The 22,951-nt window shown below is 55.3% G+C and carries 23 protein-coding genes; 19 read left to right on the top strand and 4 right to left on the bottom strand.

Annotation, left to right across the window (positions count from 1 at the left end):
- From proC to ADICEAN_RS02100, 7 genes are all read left to right on the top strand, one after another.
- Entirely contained in the window at positions 1-810 is an 810-nt protein-coding gene (gene proC / locus ADICEAN_RS02070; RefSeq protein WP_040395991.1) for a pyrroline-5-carboxylate reductase, read from the top strand.
- A 100-nt stretch (positions 811-910) separates the two neighbouring features.
- The gene (locus tag ADICEAN_RS02075) at positions 911-2,050 is read left to right on the top strand and encodes an aspartate aminotransferase family protein (protein ID WP_009193850.1); all 1,140 of its coding nucleotides are present in this window, start codon (positions 911-913) and stop codon (positions 2,048-2,050) included.
- A gap of 176 nt (positions 2,051-2,226) precedes the next feature.
- The gene (locus ADICEAN_RS02080; RefSeq protein ID WP_009193851.1) at positions 2,227-3,204 is read left to right on the top strand and encodes an N-acetylornithine carbamoyltransferase; all 978 of its coding nucleotides are present in this window, start codon (positions 2,227-2,229) and stop codon (positions 3,202-3,204) included.
- Between the two features lie 359 nt (positions 3,205-3,563).
- Complete coding sequence (gene argB, locus ADICEAN_RS02085; protein ID WP_009193852.1) at positions 3,564-4,370, top strand: acetylglutamate kinase; 807 nt, start codon at positions 3,564-3,566, stop codon at positions 4,368-4,370.
- Positions 4,361-5,434: a M20 family metallo-hydrolase gene (locus tag ADICEAN_RS02090; protein ID WP_009193853.1), complete on the top strand. Its 1,074-nt coding sequence runs from the start codon at positions 4,361-4,363 to the stop codon at positions 5,432-5,434. Before argB ends, ADICEAN_RS02090 begins: the two co-directional genes overlap by 10 nt.
- Before the next feature lie 9 nt (positions 5,435-5,443).
- Positions 5,444-6,778, top strand: coding sequence for an argininosuccinate lyase (gene argH, locus ADICEAN_RS02095; protein WP_009193854.1), 1,335 nt, complete (start codon positions 5,444-5,446; stop codon positions 6,776-6,778).
- A gap of 518 nt (positions 6,779-7,296) precedes the next feature.
- Positions 7,297-8,298: a Gfo/Idh/MocA family protein gene (locus tag ADICEAN_RS02100; protein ID WP_009193855.1), complete on the top strand. Its 1,002-nt coding sequence runs from the start codon at positions 7,297-7,299 to the stop codon at positions 8,296-8,298.
- Between the two features lie 27 nt (positions 8,299-8,325).
- Here the strand turns inward: ADICEAN_RS02100 and ADICEAN_RS22505 are convergent, their stop codons facing one another.
- On the bottom strand, positions 8,326-8,628 hold the full coding sequence (locus ADICEAN_RS22505; RefSeq protein ID WP_009193856.1) for a Dabb family protein: 303 nt from the start codon (positions 8,626-8,628) through the stop codon (positions 8,326-8,328).
- A 327-nt stretch (positions 8,629-8,955) separates the two neighbouring features.
- Here ADICEAN_RS22505 and ccoS point away from each other — a divergent pair, with 327 nt between their 5' ends.
- The 9 genes from ccoS (at position 8,956) to ADICEAN_RS02150 (ending at position 17,315) form a co-directional block, all read left to right on the top strand.
- Entirely contained in the window at positions 8,956-9,123 is a 168-nt protein-coding gene (gene ccoS, locus ADICEAN_RS02110) for a cbb3-type cytochrome oxidase assembly protein CcoS (protein ID WP_040395981.1), read from the top strand.
- A 17-nt stretch (positions 9,124-9,140) separates the two neighbouring features.
- Positions 9,141-11,351: a cytochrome-c oxidase, cbb3-type subunit I gene (gene ccoN / locus ADICEAN_RS02115; RefSeq protein WP_009193858.1), complete on the top strand. Its 2,211-nt coding sequence runs from the start codon at positions 9,141-9,143 to the stop codon at positions 11,349-11,351.
- A gap of 2 nt (positions 11,352-11,353) precedes the next feature.
- Positions 11,354-11,560, top strand: coding sequence for a hypothetical protein (locus ADICEAN_RS02120; protein ID WP_009193859.1), 207 nt, complete (start codon positions 11,354-11,356; stop codon positions 11,558-11,560).
- Positions 11,557-12,435 carry a cbb3-type cytochrome c oxidase N-terminal domain-containing protein gene (locus ADICEAN_RS02125; RefSeq protein WP_009193860.1) on the top strand — a complete coding sequence of 293 codons (879 nt, stop codon included), beginning with the start codon at positions 11,557-11,559 and terminating at the stop codon, positions 12,433-12,435. The genes ADICEAN_RS02120 and ADICEAN_RS02125 overlap by 4 nt, the downstream gene beginning before the upstream one ends.
- Before the next feature lie 53 nt (positions 12,436-12,488).
- Entirely contained in the window at positions 12,489-13,943 is a 1,455-nt protein-coding gene (gene ccoG / locus ADICEAN_RS02130) for a cytochrome c oxidase accessory protein CcoG (protein WP_040395996.1), read from the top strand.
- Between the two features lie 210 nt (positions 13,944-14,153).
- Complete coding sequence (locus ADICEAN_RS02135; protein WP_009193862.1) at positions 14,154-14,594, top strand: FixH family protein; 441 nt, start codon at positions 14,154-14,156, stop codon at positions 14,592-14,594.
- 59 nt (positions 14,595-14,653) lie between these two features.
- A complete protein-coding gene (locus ADICEAN_RS02140; RefSeq protein ID WP_009193863.1) occupies positions 14,654-15,352 on the top strand; it encodes a sulfite exporter TauE/SafE family protein in 699 nt (232 codons plus the stop codon).
- A gap of 133 nt (positions 15,353-15,485) precedes the next feature.
- Positions 15,486-16,844 (top strand): oxygen-independent coproporphyrinogen III oxidase, encoded by a 1,359-nt coding sequence (hemN, locus tag ADICEAN_RS02145; protein WP_009193864.1) that lies wholly within the window; start codon positions 15,486-15,488, stop codon positions 16,842-16,844.
- A 174-nt stretch (positions 16,845-17,018) separates the two neighbouring features.
- Positions 17,019-17,315, top strand: a complete 297-nt coding sequence (locus ADICEAN_RS02150; RefSeq protein WP_009193865.1) for a DUF6787 family protein — start codon at positions 17,019-17,021, stop codon at positions 17,313-17,315.
- Between the two features lie 369 nt (positions 17,316-17,684).
- On the opposite strand, the gene ADICEAN_RS02155 is transcribed toward ADICEAN_RS02150, so the two are convergent.
- Positions 17,685-18,086: a group III truncated hemoglobin gene (locus ADICEAN_RS02155; protein ID WP_009193866.1), complete on the bottom strand. Its 402-nt coding sequence runs from the start codon at positions 18,084-18,086 to the stop codon at positions 17,685-17,687.
- 174 nt (positions 18,087-18,260) lie between these two features.
- Here ADICEAN_RS02155 and ADICEAN_RS02160 point away from each other — a divergent pair, with 174 nt between their 5' ends.
- Positions 18,261-18,968: a class I SAM-dependent methyltransferase gene (locus ADICEAN_RS02160; RefSeq protein WP_009193867.1), complete on the top strand. Its 708-nt coding sequence runs from the start codon at positions 18,261-18,263 to the stop codon at positions 18,966-18,968.
- A gap of 15 nt (positions 18,969-18,983) precedes the next feature.
- Here ADICEAN_RS02160 and ADICEAN_RS22510 read toward each other — a convergent pair whose 3' ends face one another.
- Positions 18,984-19,424 carry a hypothetical protein gene (locus ADICEAN_RS22510; RefSeq protein ID WP_009193868.1) on the bottom strand — a complete coding sequence of 147 codons (441 nt, stop codon included), beginning with the start codon at positions 19,422-19,424 and terminating at the stop codon, positions 18,984-18,986.
- A 2-nt stretch (positions 19,425-19,426) separates the two neighbouring features.
- Complete coding sequence (locus tag ADICEAN_RS02170) at positions 19,427-19,978, bottom strand: DUF4924 family protein (RefSeq protein ID WP_152426277.1); 552 nt, start codon at positions 19,976-19,978, stop codon at positions 19,427-19,429.
- Positions 19,979-20,097: 119 nt separating this feature from the next.
- Here ADICEAN_RS02170 and lepA point away from each other — a divergent pair, with 119 nt between their 5' ends.
- Both lepA and ADICEAN_RS02180 read left to right on the top strand, forming a co-directional pair.
- Entirely contained in the window at positions 20,098-21,885 is a 1,788-nt protein-coding gene (gene lepA / locus ADICEAN_RS02175) for a translation elongation factor 4 (protein WP_009193870.1), read from the top strand.
- A gap of 144 nt (positions 21,886-22,029) precedes the next feature.
- On the top strand, positions 22,030-22,932 hold the full coding sequence (locus ADICEAN_RS02180; protein ID WP_009193871.1) for a bifunctional 5,10-methylenetetrahydrofolate dehydrogenase/5,10-methenyltetrahydrofolate cyclohydrolase: 903 nt from the start codon (positions 22,030-22,032) through the stop codon (positions 22,930-22,932).
- Positions 22,933-22,951 lie beyond the last annotated feature (19 nt).

The following is a 22,951-nucleotide window of genomic DNA, read 5'->3' on the forward strand; positions in this document are numbered from 1 at the left end:
ATGAAACAGGAAAAAATAGCCATTCTGGGCGGCGGAAACCTGGGCGTTGCCATTGCCGAAGGTCTTTTAACCAAAGGCAATTATGATGCGGCAAACATCTACCTCACCCGCCGCAATATCCGTAGCATTGAGGCCTTACGGGACAAAGGACTACAGGTAACGACCGATAACAAACTGGCCGTAAGAGAAAGCCGCCTCATCCTGCTCTGCGTACAACCGGCCCAGCTACCGGCCCTGCTGGAAGAGATCAGCCCCTGGCTGAACCCGGGGCAGCATGTGCTCATTAGTGTGATCACCAGCATCAGCATTCAAACCATTGCCCAGGCAGTAGGGGAGGATTTCGCCATTATCCGCAGCATGCCCAATACGGCCATTGCCATTCACCAGTCCATGACCTGCCTGGCCTTTAATGAAAAGTCCAGGGGGGTAGAGAAAGAAGTAGTTGCGCTCTTTGATTGCCTGGGCAGCACCCTGGTGATTGAGGAGGAGCTGATGGCGGCCGCCACCGTACTCTGTGCCAGCGGCATTGCCTTTTACATGCGCTTTATTCGGGCAGCCACACAAGGGGGGATTCAGCTGGGGTTTGATGCAGCAGATGCCCTCAAAATAGCGGTGCAGGTGAGCAAGGGTGTGTCTGGCCTGCTGGAAACCAACCGCTCACATCCAGAGCAGGAGATCGACAAGGTAACCACCCCCCGCGGCTGTACCATTGCCGGCCTCAACGAAATGGAGCACCAGGGTTTCAGTCCGGCCTTCATCAGGGGACTGGCCACCTCCTACGAGCGCATCCAAAACATGAAGAAACAGTAGTGCCATGGATAACGCCAGCTACAACCAAAATTCGCCTGGGGCGCCTAGCCGCTGCGGTCCAGTGTCTTTCTTCTAACTTCTACCTTCTAACCTCTCAATTATGGAGCTTTTTGATGTCTATAAAATGATGCCCATTGCCCTGGCCTATGCCAAGGGCTACCATGTGTATGATACGCAGGGGCGGGAATACCTCGATTTTTACGGCGGCCATGCCGTTATTTCCATCGGCCATAGCCACCCTCACTACATTGCCGCCCTAACCCGGCAGCTGCACAGCATAGGGTATTATTCCAATGCCGTTGATTTTCCGCTGCGCAACCAGCTGGCCGAAAAACTGGGTGAGCTGGCGGGTTACGAAGGCTACAGCCTGTTTCTGTGCAACTCGGGTGCCGAAGCCATGGAAAATGCCCTGAAGCTGGCTTCCTTCCATACCGGCAAGAAAAAAGTAGTGGCCTTTAAGGGGGGCTTTCATGGCCGCACTTCTGCCGCCGTTAGCATTACCGACAATGCCAGCATCCAGGCGCCCATTAACGAAGGTGCCGGGGTGGTGTTTCTGGAGCCCGAGCGGGAAGAGCTGCTGGAAGAAGCCCTCTCGGCAGGCGATGTGTGTGCGGTGGTGATCGAGGGTATTCGGGGCGTAGGGGGAATCTATGTGCCCAGCGCCGCCTTTCTGAAAAGCATTAAGGAGCTCTGCCGAAAATGGGAGGTGGCTTTTATCTGCGATGAGATCCAGTCCGGTTACGGACGTACGGGCAAATTCTTTGCCCACCAGCATGCCGGTGTAGCCCCGGATCTGATCACTATTGCCAAGGGCATGGGCAATGGATTCCCGGTAGGGGGGGTGCTGATCCATCCAAAATTCAAAGCCTCCTACGGGCTGCTGGGCACCACTTTTGGCGGCAACCCCCTGGCCTGTGCCGCTTCCTTGGCTGTGCTGGAGGTGCTGGAGAAAGAAGCCCTGATCAACAATGCCGCTGCCATGGGCAACTATCTGAAGGAACAGCTCAAGACAATTCCCGAGATTGTTGATATCACCGGAGAAGGCCTGATGCTGGGCATCAGCTTTGCTGGCAGCGTAAAACCGATTCAGCAGGCCCTTACCGAAGAAGCGCGGGTACTTACCGGCAGCTCGGCCCTGCCCAATCAAATTCGCCTGCTGCCGCCCCTGACCATCGGCAAAACCGCCATTGATGTGTTTATCTCCAAACTGAAAGGAGTATTGGCGGGCGTAGAAGCCTAAGGCGGCTCTGTGATGCCCCGACTCCAACGTCGTGGCATCACTCCCCACCAGCTCTCAGAAAGTGGTGCCACGACCGGGAGTCGGAGCACCACTACCAACCTCAACCATCACCAGCAGTCCTGCCCCGACCCATAGTCGTGGCAGGACTCCATCAAAGACCAGGAAAAAGAAAAGCAATGAAAAAATTCACCTCCGTACAGGATGTCCCCAACCTGCCCCAGTGGCTGCAGGAGGCAAAAGCCCTCAAAGCCAATCCCTTTGCCCACAAAAGCTTGGGCGAGAACAAGGTGCTGGGCCTGGTGTTCTTCAACCCCAGCCTGCGTACCCGCATGAGCATGCAGCGAGCGGCGTACAACCTGGGCATGCAGGTAATGGTGCTGAATGTGGGCCAGGATAGCTGGCAGCTGGAGTGGGAAGAGGGAACCGTCATGAACGGCACTGCCCAGGAGCATGTAAAGGAAGCCGTGCCGGTGATGGCCCAGTACTGCGATATTATAGGAGTGCGCAGCTTTCCAGGCCTCAAAGACCGGGAAGCCGACTATGCCGAAGGGGTGCTGAACAAATTTTTGCAGCACAGCCCGGTGCCCATCATCAGCCTGGAAAGCGCCACTAGCCACCCCCTGCAGGGCTTTGCCGACCTGCTCACCATTGACGAAAACAAGCAAAAAGCAAAACCCAGAGTAGTGCTCAGCTGGGCGCCCCACCCCAAAGCCCTGCCCCAGGCCGTACCCAATGCTTTTGTGGAGTGGATGCGGGCAGGTGAAGTAGACCTGGTAGTGACCCATCCGGAAGGCTACGAGCTGGCCCCCCAGATCATCGGCGATACGCCGGTCATATATGAGCAGGAGAGGGCCTTTGAAGGAGCTGACTTTATCTATGCCAAAAACTGGAGCAGCTACCGGGAGTACGGAAAGATTCTCTCCCAATCGCCCGACTGGACCATCACCGAAGCCAAAATGGCCCTGACCAATGGCGCCCGTTTCATGCACTGCCTGCCCATCCGCCGTAATGTGATCGCTACCGATGGGGTGGTTGATAACAGCCTTGTTATTCCCCAGGCCGAAAACCGCCTCTGGACAGCGCAACTGGTATTGAAGAAGCTGCTGGAGGAGACCTCATCCATTCCATGGGGGCCCCCCGCCCTTCTCCTATGAAGGCGGACGGCCGGGCCGCGCAGGCTAGTTAGAAAGGAGCCTGGCCTGTAGTAAACGAAACTTTGTTCTAAGATTCTACATGCGATCAAGCCCTCTCTGGATGGTTGTTGGTGAAAACACCAACAACGGGAAGATGTGTAAAAAAGAGTGTCTCAAGTCTGTAGCGCGGCCAAACAGGCGCACAGATCCGCTTCTTTCACAGCGTCACAGCCGTATCCAGTTGTTGGTGTTTTCACCAACAACCCTTTTGGCAATAGTGAACGGCCCTTCGCCTGATGCCCCTGGTGGCCCGCACCTGTGTCTCCACCCTATGAAACAACACGCCTGGTTCTGCCATATGAATTGATAAGCCTACGTTCATGAAGATAACCGAAAAAGATACCACCCTTACCCCCCTCACCATCGTTAAAATTGGCGGCAATGTGGTAGACAATGCACAGCTGCTGGATCAGGTGCTGCACCAATTTATCAAGCTGCAGGGCCTCAAACTGCTGGTGCATGGGGGTGGAAAGCTGGCGACGCAGCTAGGCGAAAAGCTGGGCCTTCAGGCACAGATGGTCGGGGGCAGACGCCTTACCGATGCGGCCATGCTGCAGGTGGTCACCATGGTGTATGGAGGCGAGATCAACAAAACCATTGTGGCCCTGCTGCAGGCAGCGGGCTGCAATGCCCTGGGCCTCACCGGCGCCGATGGCAACCTGATTCCGGCTCACAAACGCCAGAAGGGAGCACTGGACTGGGGTTTTGTGGGCGATTTTGATCCTGTAAGCATCAATACAGGTCTGCTGCAAAGCCTCTTTGCGGCCGGCATCACACCGGTAGTAGCTCCCCTTACCCACGACGGGCAGGGCAGCCTCCTGAATACCAATGCCGATACAATTGCCTCGGGCCTGGCTGTAGCGCTCAGCCCCTTTTATCCAACCACTTTAACCTACTGCTTTGAAAAGAAAGGGGTATTGCTGGATGTGGAAGATGAAGCCTCAGTGATTTCCCGCATCACCCCTGAAGACTACAGCCAGTACAAGGTGCAGGGAGTAATCGCGGAAGGCATGCTGCCCAAGCTTGACAACGCCTTTGCCGCCCTGCAGGCAGGGGTGGTGCAGGTGCGCATCTGCCATGCGCTGGATATTGCCCACCCCCAAACCGGAACCGCCCTATGCCTGTAGAAAGCGTGGAACAGCTGCATGCCGAGGCCGTTGCCCTGCTCAAACGCCTCATCAGCACCCCTTCCTTTTCCAGGGAAGAGGAAGCAGCGGCGGATCTGATCGAGCAGTTTTTGCGGAGAAAGGGGTTCTCTCCGCAGCGACAGGGAAACAACGTCTGGTGCCGGGCCGAGAACTGCCCGCCCGATGCACCGCAGCTCCTGCTCAACTCGCATCATGATACGGTAAGGCCGGCCAGCGGCTGGACCAAAGATCCCTTTACCCCCCTGCAGGAAGAGGATGTTTTGTGGGGACTTGGCAGCAACGATGCTGGTGCCTCGGCCGTGGCCCTGCTGGCTGCCTTTTGCTACCTGAGCCAGTTGCCGCAGCTACCCTATCGCTTACTGGTAGCCATTACAGCTGAGGAAGAAATTTCCGGCCAGGGGGGTATTGCCTCCCTGCTGCCACAACTGGGCGATATTGCGCTGGCAATAGTAGGGGAACCCACGCTGGGCCAGCTGGCCATTGCCGAAAAGGGGCTGATGGTGCTGGATTGCCTGGTACGGGGCCAGGCCGGCCATGCCGCCCGGGATGAAGGCGAAAATGCCCTCTACAAAGCGCTGCCCCTCCTTGAGTGGTTCAGAACCCATCAGTTCCCAAAGGTATCTCCCCTGCTGGGACCGGTGAAAATGTCGGTTACGCAAATCCAGGCGGGCCAGCAGCACAATGTGGTGCCCGACGAATGCCGCTTTGTGGTAGATGTGCGCACCAACGAATGCTACCAGAACGAGGAGCTGCTGGCGCTGATCCGCCAGGGGGTAAGCGCAGAAGTTACGCCCCGCTCCACCCGCCTGAACTCCTCCGGCATTGCCTCTGATCACCCCCTGCTGCAGCGGGCAAGGGAGATGGGTCTTTCGCTATTCGGTTCGCCCACCTTATCTGACCAGGCGCTGATGCCCTTTCCATCCGTAAAGATCGGCCCCGGTGATTCGGCCCGCTCGCATACCGCCGATGAGTACATCCGGCTATCGGAGATTCGGGCAGGTATTCAGCTTTATATAGATTTACTTCAGGACTTGCACCTTTAACTGACGCATATGAAACTCTGGGACAAAGGATATTCCATCGAATCGAAAATAGAACAGTACACGGTAGGCCAGGACCGGGAACTAGACGTGCATCTGGCCCCCTACGACGTGCTGGGCTCGCTGGCCCATGCGCAGATGCTCCAATCAGTTGGCCTGCTTTCTGAAGAAGAACTTAAGGGCTTGCAGCAGGAATTGAAACAAATCTACCGGCAAATAGCCGCAGGGCAGTTTCAGATCGACGAGGGGGTAGAAGATGTGCACTCCCAAGTAGAGCTGCTGCTGACCAGGGCGCTGGGCGATGCCGGCAAAAAGGTGCACAGCGCCCGCAGCCGCAACGACCAGGTGCTGGTCGATATCAAGATGTACCTGCGGGCCGAGGTGAAGGAAATCGTAGCCCTGGTGAGTGAACTTTTTGAGACCCTTATAGCCGCCGGTGAGCAGTACAGGGGGGTGCTCATTCCCGGCTATACGCACCTGCAGGCCGCCATGCCCTCCTCCTTCGGCCTCTGGTTTTCCGCCTGGGCCGAATCGCTGGCCGACGATTTGCGCCTGCTGCTGGCTGCCTATGGCCTTATCAATCAAAATCCCCTGGGCTCGGGTGCCGGCTACGGCTCTTCCCTGCCCATTAACCGCAGCCTTACCACCGAGCTGCTGGGCTTCGACGGGCTGCATGTGAATGTGATCAACGCCCAGCTCTCGCGCGGCAAAACCGAGCAGGCACTGGCCTTTGCCCTGGCCGGCCTGGGGCAGACGCTGGGCAAGCTGGCCATGGATGTCTGCCTCTACAACAGCCAGAACTTTGGCTTCCTGACCTTTCCGGATGCCCTTACCACCGGCTCCAGCATTATGCCGCACAAGAAAAATCCCGATGTGTTTGAGCTGATGCGCGCCAAAAGCAATCGCCTGCTGGCCCTGCCCAACGAGATCAATTTGCTTACCTCCAACCTGCCCAGCGGCTACCACCGCGATTTTCAGCTGCTGAAGGAAATCCTCTTCCCGGCCCTGCAGCAGTTGAAAGAAAGTCTGAGCCTGTGCAGCTATATGCTTCAGCGGGTGCAGATCAATCCGGATGCGATTCAGGATGAAAAGTACACCTACATCTACAGCGTAGAGGAAGTGAATAAGAAGGTATTGGCCGGGGTGCCCTTCCGCCAGGCCTATAAAGAAGTAGGCGATGCCATTGCCGACGGAAGCTACAGCCCGCAAACCCAGGTGGAGCATACCCATGAAGGGAGCATTGGTAATCTTGGGCTGGACCTGATCCGCCAGAAGTTTGAGGGGGTGCTGGGGCAGTTTGGATTTGCGAAGTGGGAGGGGGCGTTTGAGCGGTTGTTGGCAGAATAAGCGCCATTCTATCAAGATGAGTTGTTGGTGAAAACACCAACAACAGGGGGAGAATATACGGCCAGCATGTAGAATATTCTCAGCTATTTGCCCCAGCTTAATGGCTATCGTTGGGGGTTGCTGGTGAAAACACCAACAAGGGGAAACGGGGGTATTGCGCCAGCTTCCAGAAAAGCTTCCAATTGTTGGTGTTCTCACCAACAATTCCAGCGGCAGGTAGTACCGCTGAAATCCGCAAAAAAAGGTCTTTGTTAGAAGAGTGGTTCTGCAAACACATTAGGATAAGCGGGGTTTTGTGAGAGTATCCTGGGAGCAGAATCGGAATTTCAACTATAAACCCACACTCTCCAATTGTTGGTGTTGTCACCAACAATCCCGGCGGCTTGTATAAGCATTGTTGAAATTAGTAAAAGAGGGTGTCCCCAAACAGGAAATCATTTGCAAACACATTGGTGAGGGTGAAGTTTTAAGAAGTATGCTGGCATAAAATCAGAATCTCACCCTTTACCCAATTCTACATGAAGCTCAACTGGGGCGTACTGGGGGCCGCTAAAATTGCCCGGGAAAAAGTAATCCCCTCCATGGCCCACCATCCCGATTTTCAGGTGCTGGGGCTGGCCTCCCGTAGCCTGGAAAAGGCAAAGGCCACAGCAGCAGCCCTGGGCATTCTCAAAGCCTATGGCTCTTATGAGGAGCTGATTGCCGACCCGGACATCCACATCATTTACAACCCCCTGCCCAACCACCTGCATGTGGAGTATACGCTAAAATGCATTGAGGCAGGCAAGCATGTGTTGTGCGAAAAACCTATTGCCCTAACCGCCGCCGATGTTGAGAAACTGATTGAGGCGCGCAACCGCAAGGGGGTGGTGGTAGGGGAGGCTTTTATGGTGCGCAGCCATCCGCAGTGGATCAAAGCCCGGGAGATGGTACAGGGGGGTGTGCTGGGCAAGGTAACATTGGTACAGGGCCAGTTCAGCTATTTTAATGCCAATCCCGACAATATCCGCAACATCGAGGCCTATGGCGGGGGCGCCCTCTGGGACATTGGCTGCTACCCCCTGAACACCACGCGCTTTGTGCTGGGCGAAGAACCCCTGCGGGTAGCGGCACTACTTGATTTTGATTCCGAATTTGGCACTGATGTGCTCTCCAGCGTACTGCTGCAATTCCCCTCTGCGCAGCTACAATTCTCCGTCAGCACCCAGCTGGTGCCCCACCAGCGCATGCAGTTCTTTGGGCAGCAAAAGTCGCTGGAGATCCTCATCCCCTTTAATGCCCCCAAGGACCGGCCATGCCTACTCAGGCTTAACGATGGGGATATTTTTCGGGAAAAGGAGGAGGTACTGGAAACTCCCCTTTCTGACCAATACCGCCTGCAGGCCGAGGCGTTTACAAAAGCTGTGCTGAAAGGTGGGGAAGCACCTGTACCCCTGGAAGATGCGCTGGCCAATACCCGGGCGCTGGAAGCGATCTTCCGGGCAGCAAAGGAGGGGCGCTGGGTGGAGATCCCGCGCTAAGCCAAGCAGGTCAGTACCTGCTGCTGATTACTCATCCACCGAGTCGTACACCAGTACCTTAGACCAGAGCGGGGAGCAGTCGGCCACAAATTTCTTATGAATGGGGTGGCTCTGGTAGGCTTCTTCATCTTCGGGGTTGTCGAAGAGCATCAGCAGCGAAAAGGCATAGCTGCGGTCAATGGTCTTGCGGTTCGTCTCTGCCAGCACCCCCACATGAAAGCTGCGGATCAGATCGATCTTTTCCAGGCTCAGCAATCCTTCCTCCAGCTGCTCCCGCTCCAGGGAAGAATCCGGATTCTTCATCCAGAAGAACACATGGTGTACAAACATGACTTTTGCTCTGTTTAGAATCCAAAAATAGCAAAAAAGCAGCCGTACTATCAATGGGGCACCTTTAAGGCCTGAAAAATAATTCCTCCCCCATTCTGTAGCTTTCTGCATCTCCCTGCCCTGACCGGCAGTGACGCCTATTCTGCCATTGGCGCTCAATTTCAGGCGAATATCCAGGAAAAAATGAATGAATCTGCTGGTGCAGCATCGGCAGAGGTTCTGCTGGGCATTTTTAAAAGCTGACATTAATCAGTTTTTGGGCTGATGCCTGTCATACCCAGCCGGCAGGCATCTGTGCACCTTTGTAGAGTAGAAAAGCCTGATGCTATGAGTGCACTATTTCTGTTGATCGGTATAAGTCTGGTGGTTGCCGGCGCCTTCCTGGGCGCTTTTCTGTGGGCAACCCGCTCCGGACAATACGAGGATAATTACGGACCTGCCGTACGCATCCTCTTTGATGATAAACCTGCCCAAAAACAAACTACCTCTAAATAATCAATCCAAGCGAAGCTATGAGTACTGGCTTATTAGATTCGGGAACCCTTGCTGCCCCAAAGTTGCCAAAACTGGGGCTGGAGCGCTTCTCGTACGACAATGAAATTGTCAAGATGTTTGCCTACGCCACCATGCTGTGGGGTGCGGTTGGGATGCTGGTGGGGCTATTCGTAGCACTGCAGCTGGTATTCCCGGCCCTGAATTTCAGCGAATACAGCACTTTTGGCCGCATTCGTCCGCTGCACACCAATGCAGTGATCTTTGCCTTTGTGGGCAATGGCATCTTTACGGGGGTGTACTATTCGCTGCAGCGCCTGTGCAAGGCCCGCATGTACAGCGATACGCTCAGCCGTATTAACTTCTGGGGCTGGCAGGCCATTATTGTAGCCGCTGCCATTACCCTGCCGCTTGGCTATACTACTTCCAAGGAGTATGCCGAGCTGGAGTGGCCCATTGATATTGCCATTACGGTGATGTGGGTGGTGTTTGGCTACAACATGTTTGCCACCATTCTGCAACGCCGTACCCGCCACCTGTATGTGGCCATCTGGTTCTACATTGCCACCTTTGTAACGGTAGCCGTGCTGCACCTGGTGAACTCGTTTGAGATTCCCGTAACCTTCATGAAGAGCTACAGCTGGTATGCCGGCGTACAGGATGCGCTGGTGCAGTGGTGGTATGGCCACAATGCGGTAGCCTTCTTTCTGACTACCCCCTACCTGGGCCTGATGTACTACTTTGTGCCCAAGGCGGCCAACCGGCCGGTGTATTCCTATCGCCTGTCCATTATCCACTTCTGGGCGCTGATCTTCCTCTATATCTGGGCGGGTCCGCACCACTTGTTATACAATGCGCTGCCCGACTGGGCGCAGTCGCTGGGGGTAGTATTCTCGGTAATGCTGATCGCACCCAGCTGGGGCGGTATGCTCAACGGCCTGCTAACCCTGCGCGGTGTGTGGGACAAAGTGCGCGAGGATGTGGTGCTGAAATTTATGGTGGTAGCCCTTACCGCCTACGGTATGGCCACTTTTGAAGGGCCGCTGCTGTCGCTGAAAAACATCAACGCCATTAGCCACTTTACCGACTGGACCATTGCCCACGTACACGTAGGTGGCCTTGGCTGGAACGGCATGCTTACCTTTGGTATGCTCTACTTCCTGTTCCCCCGCATGTGGAACACCAAGCTATACTCTGCCAAGCTGGCCAACTGGCACTTCTGGATCGCTACACTGGGCATTCTCTTCTATGCCATTCCCATGTACTGGGCCGGCTTTACCCAAAGCCTGATGTGGAAAGAGTTTACCCAGGAAGGTATGCTGGCCTATCCCAACTTCCTGGAAACGGTTACTCAGCTGAAACCCATGTACGCCCTGCGGGCCTTTGGTGGTGCGCTCTTTATTGGTGGTGTGTTCATCATGGCCTATAACCTGATCAAAACTGCCCAGGCCGGCAGCTTTACTGCCAACGAAGAGGCCGAGGCTGCACCGCTGACCGATACCTACGAAAAGCATGAGGGTGAGCACTGGCACCGCTGGATCGAGCGCCGCCCTGTGCAGCTGATGGTGGGTAGCCTGGTGGTGATCCTGATCGGTGGTCTGGTAGAAATGATGCCGACCTTCCTGATCGAATCCAACGTACCCACCATTGCCTCAGTAGCCCCTTACACCTCGCTGGAGCTTGAGGGCCGCGATATCTACATCAAAGAGGGATGTAATAACTGCCACAGCCAGATGGTGCGCCCCTTCCGCTCCGAGACCGAGCGCTATGGCGAGTATGCCAAGGCTGGCGAGTTTGTGTACGACCACCCCTTCCTGTGGGGATCTAAGCGTACCGGACCCGACCTGTTGCGGGAAGGGGGCAAGTACCCCGATAGCTGGCACTACAACCACATGGTGGATCCGGAAAGCATGTCGCCGGGCTCCATCATGCCAGCCTACCCCTGGATGGCCGAGAAGCCGCTGGACATCAGCGCTACCGAGGGTAAGATCAAGGCCATGCGCACCCTGGGGGTTCCCTATCCTGAAGGCTATGAGGAGCGAGCCGTGGCCGACCTGAAGCTGCAGGCCGAAGAAATAGCCGGACGCCTGAAAGAAAGCGGCATTGAAGTAAGCAGCGATACGGAGATCATTGCCCTGATCGCTTACCTGCAACGCCTGGGTACCGATATCAAGGCCGATCCCAACAAGGAAACCAAGCCCTATGAAGTAAGGCCTCAAACGAAACAGTAATCATGCTAAAGTTCATTAAACATCATATGGATACGATCATGGGGATAGAACTCTACCCCATCATCTCCCTGCTGATCTTCTTCATTTTCTTTACGGTACTGCTGGTGGTGGTGATGAAAACCCGCAAGGAACGCATCAATGAACTGGCGGCCATGCCCCTGGATGAGGAAGAAATGGTGATCACCGCCTCAAAAACGCTACACTCATGAAGAAGTCATCACACCTATACACCCGCCTGATGGCTGCGGCCGCACTGGGTCTAATGCCCCTCTTTGCGTCGGCACAGGGAAGTGCCCCCGCTGCCACCGGCGGCATCAGTGAGCTGGATCTTATGCTTGGCTTTGCCATGTTCCTGGCCGGCCTGATCTTTCTCTGCACCCTGGTGCTGCTCTATGCGGTTATCGTCATGAAAAAAGTGATGCTGGCCCCGCAGGAAGCCGCCGCAACGGCTGCTGAAGGGGTTCAGGCAGCTGCCAAGCTTAGCATCTGGTCTAAACTGACCGATGCGGTGCCGGTGGAGCGGGAAGCAGAAGTAATGACCGACCACGAGTACGATGGCATCCGGGAGCTGGATAACAACCTGCCGCCCTGGTGGGTGGCCATGTTCTATGCCACCATTGTGTTTTCGGTCGTATACCTGGCCGCCTATCACGTATTTGGCTGGGCGCCGCTGCAGGACCAGGAGTATGAGCAGGAAGTGCTGGCCGCCAAGCTGGAAGTAGAAGCCTACCTGGCCGCCAAAGGGGGCGCCCTTGATGAGACCAATGTAGAGCTGCTCATGGATGAGACTGCTCTGGCCGAAGGAGCTGCAGTCTATAACTCCTACTGCGGCGCCTGCCATGGCGCCGAGCTGCAGGGGGGTGTGGGACCCAACCTGGCCGACAGCTACTGGCTGCATGGTGGTGATATCAAGGATGTCTTTAAAGTGATAAAGGTAGGGGTGCCGCAAAAGGGCATGATCAGCTGGCAAACCCAGCTAAGCCCCGAGCAGATCCAGCAGGTGGCCAGCTTTATCATCAGCAAAGAAGGCAGCAACCCTGCCAATGCCAAAGAGCCTCAGGGCGAAGAATATAAAAGAGACTAATAAATGACGGCAGGATGGGAGCTGTTGATCCCATCCTGCCATCATCCTTTAAAATGGAACATGAAACCTGGGTATATAAAGGAAGAGGCCTTCAGCCGGAAAGCTACCGGGACAGCATCTCTACGGTAGACCGGGAAGGAAAGCGGGTGTGGGTCTATCCCAAGAAACCAAAGGGAAAATTCACCACCTACCGCAACTGGGTAAGCCTGGCGCTGCTGGCCATACTCTTTGCCGGGCCCTTTGTGCGGGTGGGCGGACAACCCCTGCTGCTGCTCAATATCCTGGAGCGCAAGTTCATCATCTTTGGGCAGGTGTTCTGGCCGCAGGATTTCTACCTTTTTGTACTGGCCTCCCTTATCGGGCTGATCTTTATTGTACTCTTTACCGTGGTCTATGGCCGGGTGTTCTGCGGCTGGATCTGCCCGCAGACCATCTTTATGGAAGGGGTATTCCGCAAGATCGAGTACTGGATAGAAGGCGATTATACCGCCCAGAAAAAGCTGGACAAGCAGGCCTGGAACCGGGAAAAAGTACTCAAGAAGAGCAGCAAGCACCTGGTGTTCTTTGCCATTTCCTTCCTGATCGCCAACACCTTTCTGGCCTACATCATCGGCAGTGAGGAGCTGCTGGACATTGTGACCGATCCGCCGCAGGAGCACCTGGCCGGCCTCATTTCCATCCTGATTTTTACCGCCGTATTCTACTGGGTGTTTGCCCGCTTCAGGGAGCAGGTATGCACCACCGTTTGCCCTTACGGACGTCTGCAGGGGGTTATGCTGGACAAGGATTCCGTGGTGATCAGCTATGATTACACACGAGGCGAAAGCCGGGCCAAGTACCGCAAGGGCGAAGACCGCAAGGCAGCCGATAAGGGCGATTGTGTGGACTGCAAGCTGTGCGTAAGCGTATGCCCCACCGGTATTGATATTCGCAACGGCACCCAGCTGGAGTGCATCAACTGCACCGCCTGCATCGATGCCTGCGATAGCATTATGGACAATGTGGGCCTGCCCCGCGGCCTGATCCGCTACGAATCGGAAGCCAACCTGCAGGCCGGCCGCACCGGCATGCACTGGACCAAACGCAGCATTGCTTATACAGCCGTGCTGGCCGTGCTGATGGTAGCCTTCTTTGGCCTGCTCTTTATGCGCAGCCAGGTAGAGACCAGCCTGCTGCGTACGCCCGGCATGCTGTACCAGGAGCAGGAGGGGGGGCTTATCAGCAACCTCTATAACTATAAGATCATTAACAAGACGCATGAGGGGGTGCCTGTTACCTTTCGCCTGCTGGAGGGTGAGGGGGAGATCAAACTCATCGGCAACCAGGGCCAGATACAGGTTCCGGAGGGTGGCACGGCCGAAGGCGCCCTGTTTATCCTGATCCCAAAAACTGACATACGTAAGGCTTCTCAAAAATTGAAGATCGGGGTGTTTCAGGGCGATCAGCAGCTGGAAACCCTCAAGACCAAATTTATGGGCCCGATTAGCGGCTCCAATGGCTCCAAATAGCTTTTTTTAACGATCATAACACCTATTCATATTCAAATTGCCGGCTCTCTGGGTCGGCACTTTCTTTTAAAAACTGACTAAGATCAGTTTTTGGCCTGACTCACCTCATACTGACCCCCCCCTTTCCTGGCGAAATTTGTATCAATGAGCCTAGAGGACAGGCGTAACCTTGCCCCAGGTCTCAATACTCATTACTCAATACCAACTACCATGCATAAATTTCACTGGGGACACGGCATCATTGTTTTCTTCATCTGCTTTATCAGCTTCATGGGCTATCTGGCTTTTCGCAGCAGCCAGGAAAACATTGACCTGGTAACGGACGATTACTACCGGCAGGAGCTGGCTTACCAGTCCCAGATGGATAAAATGCGCAATGCCCAGGCGCTGGCCGAGCCCGTGCGGGTACAGGTAAGCGGCAAAGGGGTACAGTTGAACTTTCCCCGTCTGGCAGAAGCCATTACCGGCCAGATCCAGATTTTCCGCCCCTCTGATTCGCAGCACGACCGGCTGGCCGAGCTGCAGCTCAATGCGCAGGGACAGCAGCAGCTGGACCTGAGCAGCCTGCCCGCCGGCATGTACCGCCTCAAGATCGAGTGGCAAGCGGGCCCTACCGCCTACTACACCGAAGAAGCCATTCACCTGAAATAGGGGGTGTAGCTTAGTCATGATCAGTTTATTTACCCATACGCCCACCATTCTCTTCTAAGATGCTCATATCTGCCCTCTTGCTTGGTTTTCTGGGAAGTTTCCACTGTGTGGCCATGTGTGGTCCGCTGGCGCTGGCTGTACCCGGGGGCAAAGGAAAAAGCGCCTGGTTTAGGAGCCGCCTGCTCTATCAGGGGGGGCGCATCCTTACCTATGCTCTGCTGGGGGCTATCGTGGGGCTGCTGGCCCAGGGAGTGATGATGGCCGGCTGGCAAAAAGGACTATCCATCGGCGGCGGGCTGCTGCTGCTGGTGCTGGCACTGGCCCCCTCACAGGCCGAGCGAATTGTTGGCATGGCGGGTCCGCTGGGCCGGCCGGTAGTGCGGGTAAAAAATGCCATGGCCCAGGTGTTGCGCAGGCGCTACGGACTTACCGGCTTTCTGATGGGCCTGCTTAATGGGCTACTGCCCTGCGGCCTGGTCTATCTGGGGCTGGCGGGTGCGCTGGTAACCGGTTCTGCGCTGGATGGCGCCCTGTACATGGCCACCTTTGGGGCAGGCACCCTGCCGGCCATGCTGCTGGTGGTATTTGCCGGCAACTGGATCAAGACCATAGGTGGTTTTCAGCTGCGCAAACTGGCGCCTGCCGCTGCCTTTGTCATGGGCCTGACCCTGATTGTACGGGGCCTTGAGCTGGGCATTCCCTACCTGAGCCCGGTGCTGGCCTTTGTAGAAAAGGGAATCCCGATGTGCGGGCAGTAGAAGGGGTAGTGAGAAGATAGAAGAAAGAAGTTAGAAGTTAGAAGATAGAAGTTAGAGGGTTGACGAACCGCAGTTGAGGTACACACGATACGATGGTCGGCACCCGGGTTTAGGTGTTATAAAAATAGACGTTATGAATATTCAACTCATCCGTAAATACAACGTTCCGGGTCCGCGCTATACCAGCTACCCTACGGTGCCCTACTGGAATGAGGTACCCCCTACCGAAGAAGAATGGAAAAGGGAGGTAAAAGGCGCATTTGACGATAGCCAGGAGCAGGGCATCAGCCTGTACCTGCACCTGCCCTTTTGCGAAAAGCTGTGTACCTACTGCGGCTGCAACAAGCGCATTACTATTAATCATACCGTAGAAGACCCCTACATCACCGCCCTGCTGCAGGAGTGGGCGCTGTACCTGGCCCTGTTTGGCAGGAAACCCCTGATCCGGGAACTGCACCTGGGCGGCGGCACCCCCACCTTCTTTAGTCCGCATAACCTCAGGCGCCTCATTAAAGGGATCACCGCCGGAGCCACAGTAGCCGAAGGGGCCGAGTTTAGCTTTGAGGGGCACCCCAACAATACTACCGAGCAGCACCTGCAGACCCTCTACGACCTTGGTTTTCGGCGGGTGAGCTTTGGCATACAGGATTTCGATCCGCAGGTGCAGGCCATCATCAACCGCATACAACCCTATGAGAATGTACTGCGGGTAACCGAGCAGGCACGCCGCATCGGCTACACCTCCATCAACTACGACCTGATCTACGGACTGCCCCTGCAAACGGCCAAAAGCGTAGGCAAAACCATTGCCATGGTCAACACCCTGCGCCCCGACCGGATTGCCTTTTACAGCTATGCGCATGTACCCTGGACCAGCCCCGGCCAGCGCCGCTATACCGAAGCCGACCTGCCTTCAGATGAAGTGAAGCGGGGCCTCTATGAAATGGGCAAGGAAATGTTTGAGCAGCAGGGCTATACCGAAATTGGCATGGACCACTTTGCGCTGGCCGATGATGCCCTGAGCATCGCCTCCCGCCAGGGCAACCTGCACCGCAATTTTATGGGCTACAGCACCTCCCAAACCAGATTAATGGTAGGGTTGGGCTGCTCCTCCATCAGCGATACCTGGACCGCCTTTGGCCAAAACCTGAAAAAAGTAGAGGACTATCAGGATGCCGTAAAAGAGGGGCGTTTCCCCATCTTTAAAGGCCACCTGCTGAACCGGGAAGACCTGGTGCTGCGCCAGCATATCCTGAACCTGATGTGCCGCCTGCAAACCAAATGGGAGGGTAGCGAGCAAAAGACCTTTTCCCTGCTGGATGCCAAAGCCCGCCTGAGCGAGCTGGCCGAAGATGGCCTGATCCGCATCGAAGGCGATTCAGTACAGGTACTGGAGCATGCCAAGCCTTTTGTGCGCAACGTCTGCATGGCCCTGGATGCCCGCCTGTGGCGCAACAAACCTACTACCCAGATTTTCAGCAAAACGATTTGATATACCTATCGAGTAATAGGTATTGAGACAGCACGTCTGGTTCATCCCATGCCTTGCTCAATGCCACACTGCTCAAAGCACCATAGCGGATCAGAAATACGGTAAACCAAAATATCAACTGGAGCCGCAAGAAACTGCTTTCTCAATACTAACTACTCACTACCCAATACTCATATGGAACGACTAAAACATAAATGGGGACTCAAAAGCAGCCTGCAGGTGTTGCTGGTACTGCTAACCTTTTCACTGGCCGGATCCTCGGTAGTGGTGCTGCGGCAGTGGTATTTTGGCGCCCTGGGCTTTGATGAGCAGACCGCCTTCTGGGTGAAGGCCCTGGCCTATGTGCTCTTCATGTTTCCGGCCTACCAGCTGCTGATCCTGGCCTATGGCAGTCTGCTGGGGCAATTCCGCTTTTTCTGGGAGAAAGAGAAAAAGCTTGCCCTTTTGCTGGCCCGCCCGTTCAGGGGGTAAGGAGAAGTCATTACACCTTTACAGGTCTTGGGTGCCGGGCCGCGCAGGCCTGTCAGGTTTTCCTAAGCGCTATTATTTCTCACATAAAAACATGAGTCATCCCGAATTTTCAGCGGAAACACTACTAACAAAGGCCTCTAAAGATGATTAGACGCCTTTTTTATAAGGTGTGCTGTCATCTCGACCAGCGGGAGAGATCTGGGTAAGGACAGCTCTTGTCTAGAACTTTCCAAGATCTCTCCCGCTGGTCGAGATGACGTCGTTTCTTTTTGTTTTTGGGCTAAAAATCTAGAATCTGAGTATGATTTAGCCTTTAATAAAATTTGGGATGACTCATGCTTCATTTTAGCCTATTGAAGAGAATACTTTTTATTGAATCCGGTTTTCCGGAGCGGCCCATTCCCCGTCTTTCAGCAAGCCCATTTTGCCCATAAACACCAGCGCAATGGCGCGGGCCCGTCCCTTGGCTTCTTCAGCCTTCTCTCCCACAAACAGCTCGTCGATGGTAGCTTCAAAGAGATTGATCCACTGCATAAAATGGTTGGGATCTATAGGCAGGGGGGCGTGTTTGGGAAAGGGGCGTCCGTTGTAGCGGGCAGTGCCCAGCAGCAGGTTTTCCCAGAAGGTGTACATAATGGGCAGGTGCGTGTCCCAGTCAGTCTGGGCAATGTCGTTAAAAACCGGTCCCAGCAGCGCATCGGCCTGTACCTTTAGGTAAAAAGTATCAACCATCAACTTCACATCTGCCGGACTGCGTATATCATTTTTCATCTTTCAAAGATAAGGAGTCTGCTGACCCGCCAACATGATAAATATCAGGTTTGGGTACTGATGTATTTTTCTGCAAATTTCGGGAAAATAGCACAAACAAGGGGGTGCTTTCACTTAAAACCTGCTGAAAACAAGCAGGCTGCCTAGCGGAAAAAGCCCCACACCCATTCACCTATGGCAGCAGATGTGCAGGGCCTGGCCCTGATGGAGTATTGGCAGCACAAAGACAAAAAGCTGAAACTGAAGCTGCATACCAGCTACGGCCCCCCGGAGCGCATGCCGGTTCAGGTATTTTTCCGGGATCCGCGCAAGTATTCTGAGCTGGAGCGGCAGGCCCTTGGCCACTGCCGGGGGCGGGTGCTGGATGTGGGCGCCGGCGCCGGGGCTTTCCCCCTGGTGTTGCAGGAACAGGGGCTGGCCGTTACGGCCCTGGAAAATTCTCCCCTCAGCTGCGAGGTGATGCGCCTGCGGGGGGTGAAGGACGTGCTCCTGGGCGATCTCTGGGAGCTGGAGGGGGTACAGTACGATACCCTGCTGCTGATGATGAACGGCCTGGGCCTGGCCGGTACGCTGCCCGAGCTGCCCGGCCTGCTGCAGCACCTGCGGGGGCTGCTGGCACCCGGCGGTCAGATTCTCTTCGATAGCTCCGATATCCGCTACCTCTATGATGGGGGTGATGTGCCCGTGCCACAGGATCGCTACTGGGGCGAGATTCTCTACCAGTATGAGTACAAAGGGGAGCGGGGCGAAGAGTTCAGCTGGCTGTACCTGGATACCGAGGTGATGTCGGTCATTGCCGGTGATATGGGCTTTTACTTTGATGTGCTCTATGGCCCGGAGCAGGACCAGTACCTGGCCCGCTTGACCGAAGCGCAGCCCTAAAAGGGTACATTTCGATCAGGCCAGGCGAATCAGCAGCAGGCCGGCCACAATAAACAGGGAAGCTACAAGCAGCAGCAGAAACCTCCGTCCCATAGCGGCGGAAAGCGACTGGAGTTCCAGGATCTGCTGGGGCTGCCTCACGGCATAGGTCACCAGCACCTGCTGTCCCGGAAAGAAGTCGGCGGCACTGGTAAGGGGAGCCGTGCTGGTATACGTTTTCAGGCCGGCTGTATAACGAACGGTGGCACTACTCTTTTCATGTTTCCGGCCCCGGATTACCTCCAGCAAAATACCCCGGCTTTGTTTCAGGCCCGGAGCAGGGGCTGTACTCCGAACGCCAACCAGCACAAGCCCAAGCAGACCCAGGCCTGCCAGGATCAGTCCAGCCAGGAGTGGCCCGGCCAGGAGTGGCCCCGCCAGGAGTGGCCCGGCCAGGGGTGGCCCTGCCAGCTCCATCCTTAATGCTCCCGCTCTCGCCAGCGGAAGCTCAGGTAAGAGAGCAGGTCACCAAAGGCATTTACCGCCGGCATGATCTCCTGATCGATGGTTTTGCCATTGAGCTTCAGCAGTAGGTAGCCATATACCCCATTGAGGGCGGCCTGTACGGGATTGGTAATGGTACCTCCGGAAGCATCCATGCTGTTGCGGATGTGTACGGCTGTTTTGCTGTAGGTCTGGCGGTACTGCTGATCGGATTTGAGCAGCTGCTCATGCAGCCCGTAAAGCTTCTTTACCTGCTCCTGCGTTTCGGCCAGATGCCCCCCTTTTTCCAGTCCCTGCTCCTGCATGTGGCGGGCCAGATCGCTGTACCACTGCAGGGCAGCCTGCCGGTCTTCGGCCGGTAAATGATCGATCACATTTTTGCGAAGATCTTCAATGTCAAAATGATAGGCCCGTAGAAGATCCTCGGTCTGGTACATATGAATGATGTACTCCGCTATATTTTCTTTGCGTTTTCTGTCGGCTACTAACATGGCAGGCGTTAAAAAATGATCCTCAAATATGTGCATAATCTTCTAGGATTACAATAAAGGCGCTATTTGGCTTTTGTCAGGGGCACTTTCCGGCCTTTTATCGCTGTTAGGGAAAATGCGGCCCTTTTACTACTTTTGTGCTTCTATTTCAGACTATGAAAAATATTCGCAACTTCTGCATCATTGCCCACATCGACCACGGGAAAAGCACCCTGGCAGATCGCCTGCTGGAGTTTACCCAAACGGTGAGTGACCGGGACATGAAGGCACAATTGCTTGATAATATGGACCTGGAGCGGGAGCGTGGCATTACCATCAAAAGCCACGCCATCCAGATGAACTATACCAAAGACGGGCAGGAGTACATCCTGAACCTGATTGATACCCCGGGCCACGTAGACTTCAGCTACGAAGTATCGCGCTCCATTGCCGCCTGTGAGGGGGCGCTGCTGATCGTAGATGCCTCCCAGGGGGTAGAAGCCCAGACCATCTCCAACCTGTACATGGCCCTGGGCCAGGACCTGGAGATCATCCCCGTACTGAATAAAATAGACCTGCCTGGTGCCCAGCCCGAAGAAATGGCCGATCAGGTCATTGAGTTGCTGGGCTGCGATCGGGAAGATATTATTCTGGCCAGCGGCAAGGAGGGGATCGGAATCAAGGATATTCTGGATGCCATTGTGGAGCGTGTACCTGCCCCCACCGGCGACCCCGAGGCGCCCCTGCAGGCCATGATCTTCGACTCGCAGTTCAACTCCTACCGGGGCGTGGAGGTAATCTTCCGGGTACTGAACGGCACCATCCGCCAGGGCGATAAGGTAAAATTTCTGGCTACGGGCAAAGAATATGGCGCCGATGAGATTGGTACCCTCAAAATGACCCAGGTAGCCAAGAAAGAGATTAAGGCAGGCGATGTAGGCTACCTGATCTCCGGCATTAAAGTGGCCAAAGAGGTAAAGGTGGGTGACACCATTACCCATGTGCACCGGCCGGCCACCAAGCCCATTAAGGGATTTGAAGAAGTAAAGCCGATGGTATTTGCCGGTATTTATCCGGTTGAGACCACCGATTACGAAGAGCTGCGCTACAGCATGGAAAAATTGCAGCTAAACGACGCCTCGCTGGTGTGGGAGCCCGAAACCTCGGCTGCCCTTGGCTTCGGCTTCCGCTGCGGCTTTTTGGGCATGCTGCACATGGAGATCGTGCAGGAGCGCCTGGAGCGCGAGTTTGACATGACGGTGATCACCACCGTACCCAGCGTGCAGTTCCATACCTACCTCAAAAGCGGCGAAAAGGTAATTGTAAACGCCCCCTCCGAGTTGCCCGAGCCCAACTATGTAGACCATATCGAGGAGCCCTTCATCAAGGCGCAGATCATCTCCAAATCGGAATATGTGGGCTCCATCATGACGCTTTGCATGGAGAAAAGGGGTATCCTTAAGAACCAGGTGTACCTGACCTCCGACCGGGTAGAGCTTACCTTTGATATGCCGCTGAGCGAAATGGTGTTCGACTTTTTCGATAAGCTCAAGACCATTAGCCGCGGCTATGCCTCGCTCGATTATGAGCTGCTGGGCTTCCGCGAATCCACCATGGTAAAGCTGGACATTATGCTCAATGGCGAAAAGGTGGATGCCCTCTCGGCCATTGTGCACCGCGATAAAGCCTATGACTGGGGCAAGCGCCTCTGCGAAAAGCTCAAGGAACTGCTGCCGCGCCAGCAATTCGAGATTGCCATACAGGCGGCGATTGGTACTAAGGTAATTGCCCGGGAAACCGTAAAAGCCCTGCGCAAGAACGTACTGGCCAAGTGCTACGGCGGTGACATCAGCCGCAAGCGCAAGCTATTGGAAAAGCAAAAGAAGGGTAAGAAACGCATGCGCCAGGTAGGCAACGTAGAGATACCACAAGAGGCCTTTATGGCCGTACTAAAACTGGACTAATACCCCCTGCAGCTTCGGCCTAACCGCCGGAGCTGCACTTTTTTTACGGCATACCCCCTTGGGTACCGGTGATAAATAGTAGTATTCAACCAAACACAGCCCTTCTGTCTGCAGAGAGAAGGAGGTATACCACCCATAGCCCATATGACACCACATCCACGCGGTTTTTTGCTTGATGGCAAGGCCCTGAGCGAAACCATTCAGGCAGAGATAGCCGAACAGGTAAACGAGATGAAGAAAAAGGGTCGCAAGGTACCCCACCTGGCCGCTGTACTGGTCGGCAGCGATGGCGCCAGCGAAACCTACGTAAGCCACAAGGTAAAAGCCTGCGAGCGGGTAGGCTTTGCCAGCACCCTCAGGCGCTTTCCCGACACCACCACCGAGCAGGAGCTGCTGGAGGCCATTGATGAGCTGAACAACGATCCGCAGATTGACGGTTTTATTGTGCAGCTGCCCCTGCCCAGGCACATTCGGGTGGATAAAGTGCTGGAACGGATAAGCCCGGCCAAAGATGTAGATGGCTTTCATCCCATGAACACCGGCCGCATGGTGGCCAACCTGCCCGCCTACAAGCCCGCCACGCCCGACGGCATTGTGGAAATGATCAACCGCTTTAACATTCCTACCCGTGGGCGGCATGTGGTGGTGATTGGGCGTAGCCTGATTGTGGGTACCCCCATCAGCCTGCTGCTGAGCCGCGAGGGCTATCCCGGCGATGCCACCGTAACCCTCTGCCACCGCTATACCGAGGGGCTGGCCAACTACACCCGTACGGCCGATATCCTGATTGTGGCCGTAGGCATTCCCGGCTTCGTTACCGCCGATATGATCAAAGAAGGGGCTACGGTAATTGACGTAGGCATAACCCGCGTGGCGGATGAGAGCAAAAAAAGCGGCTTCAGCCTGAAGGGAGATGTGGACTTTGAAGGAGTAAAGCCAAAGGCCGCCTTTATTACCCCGGTGCCGGGTGGTGTTGGGCCCATGACCATTGCCTCCCTGCTGAAAAATACCCTGCTGGCAGCCAAAGGAGCTGTGTACGGTAAGTAAGAGGATCAGACCAGCCAAG

The sequence above is a fragment of the Cesiribacter andamanensis AMV16 genome, assembly GCF_000348925.1.
GTDB classification, from domain to species: Bacteria; Bacteroidota; Bacteroidia; order Cytophagales; family Cyclobacteriaceae; genus Cesiribacter; species Cesiribacter andamanensis.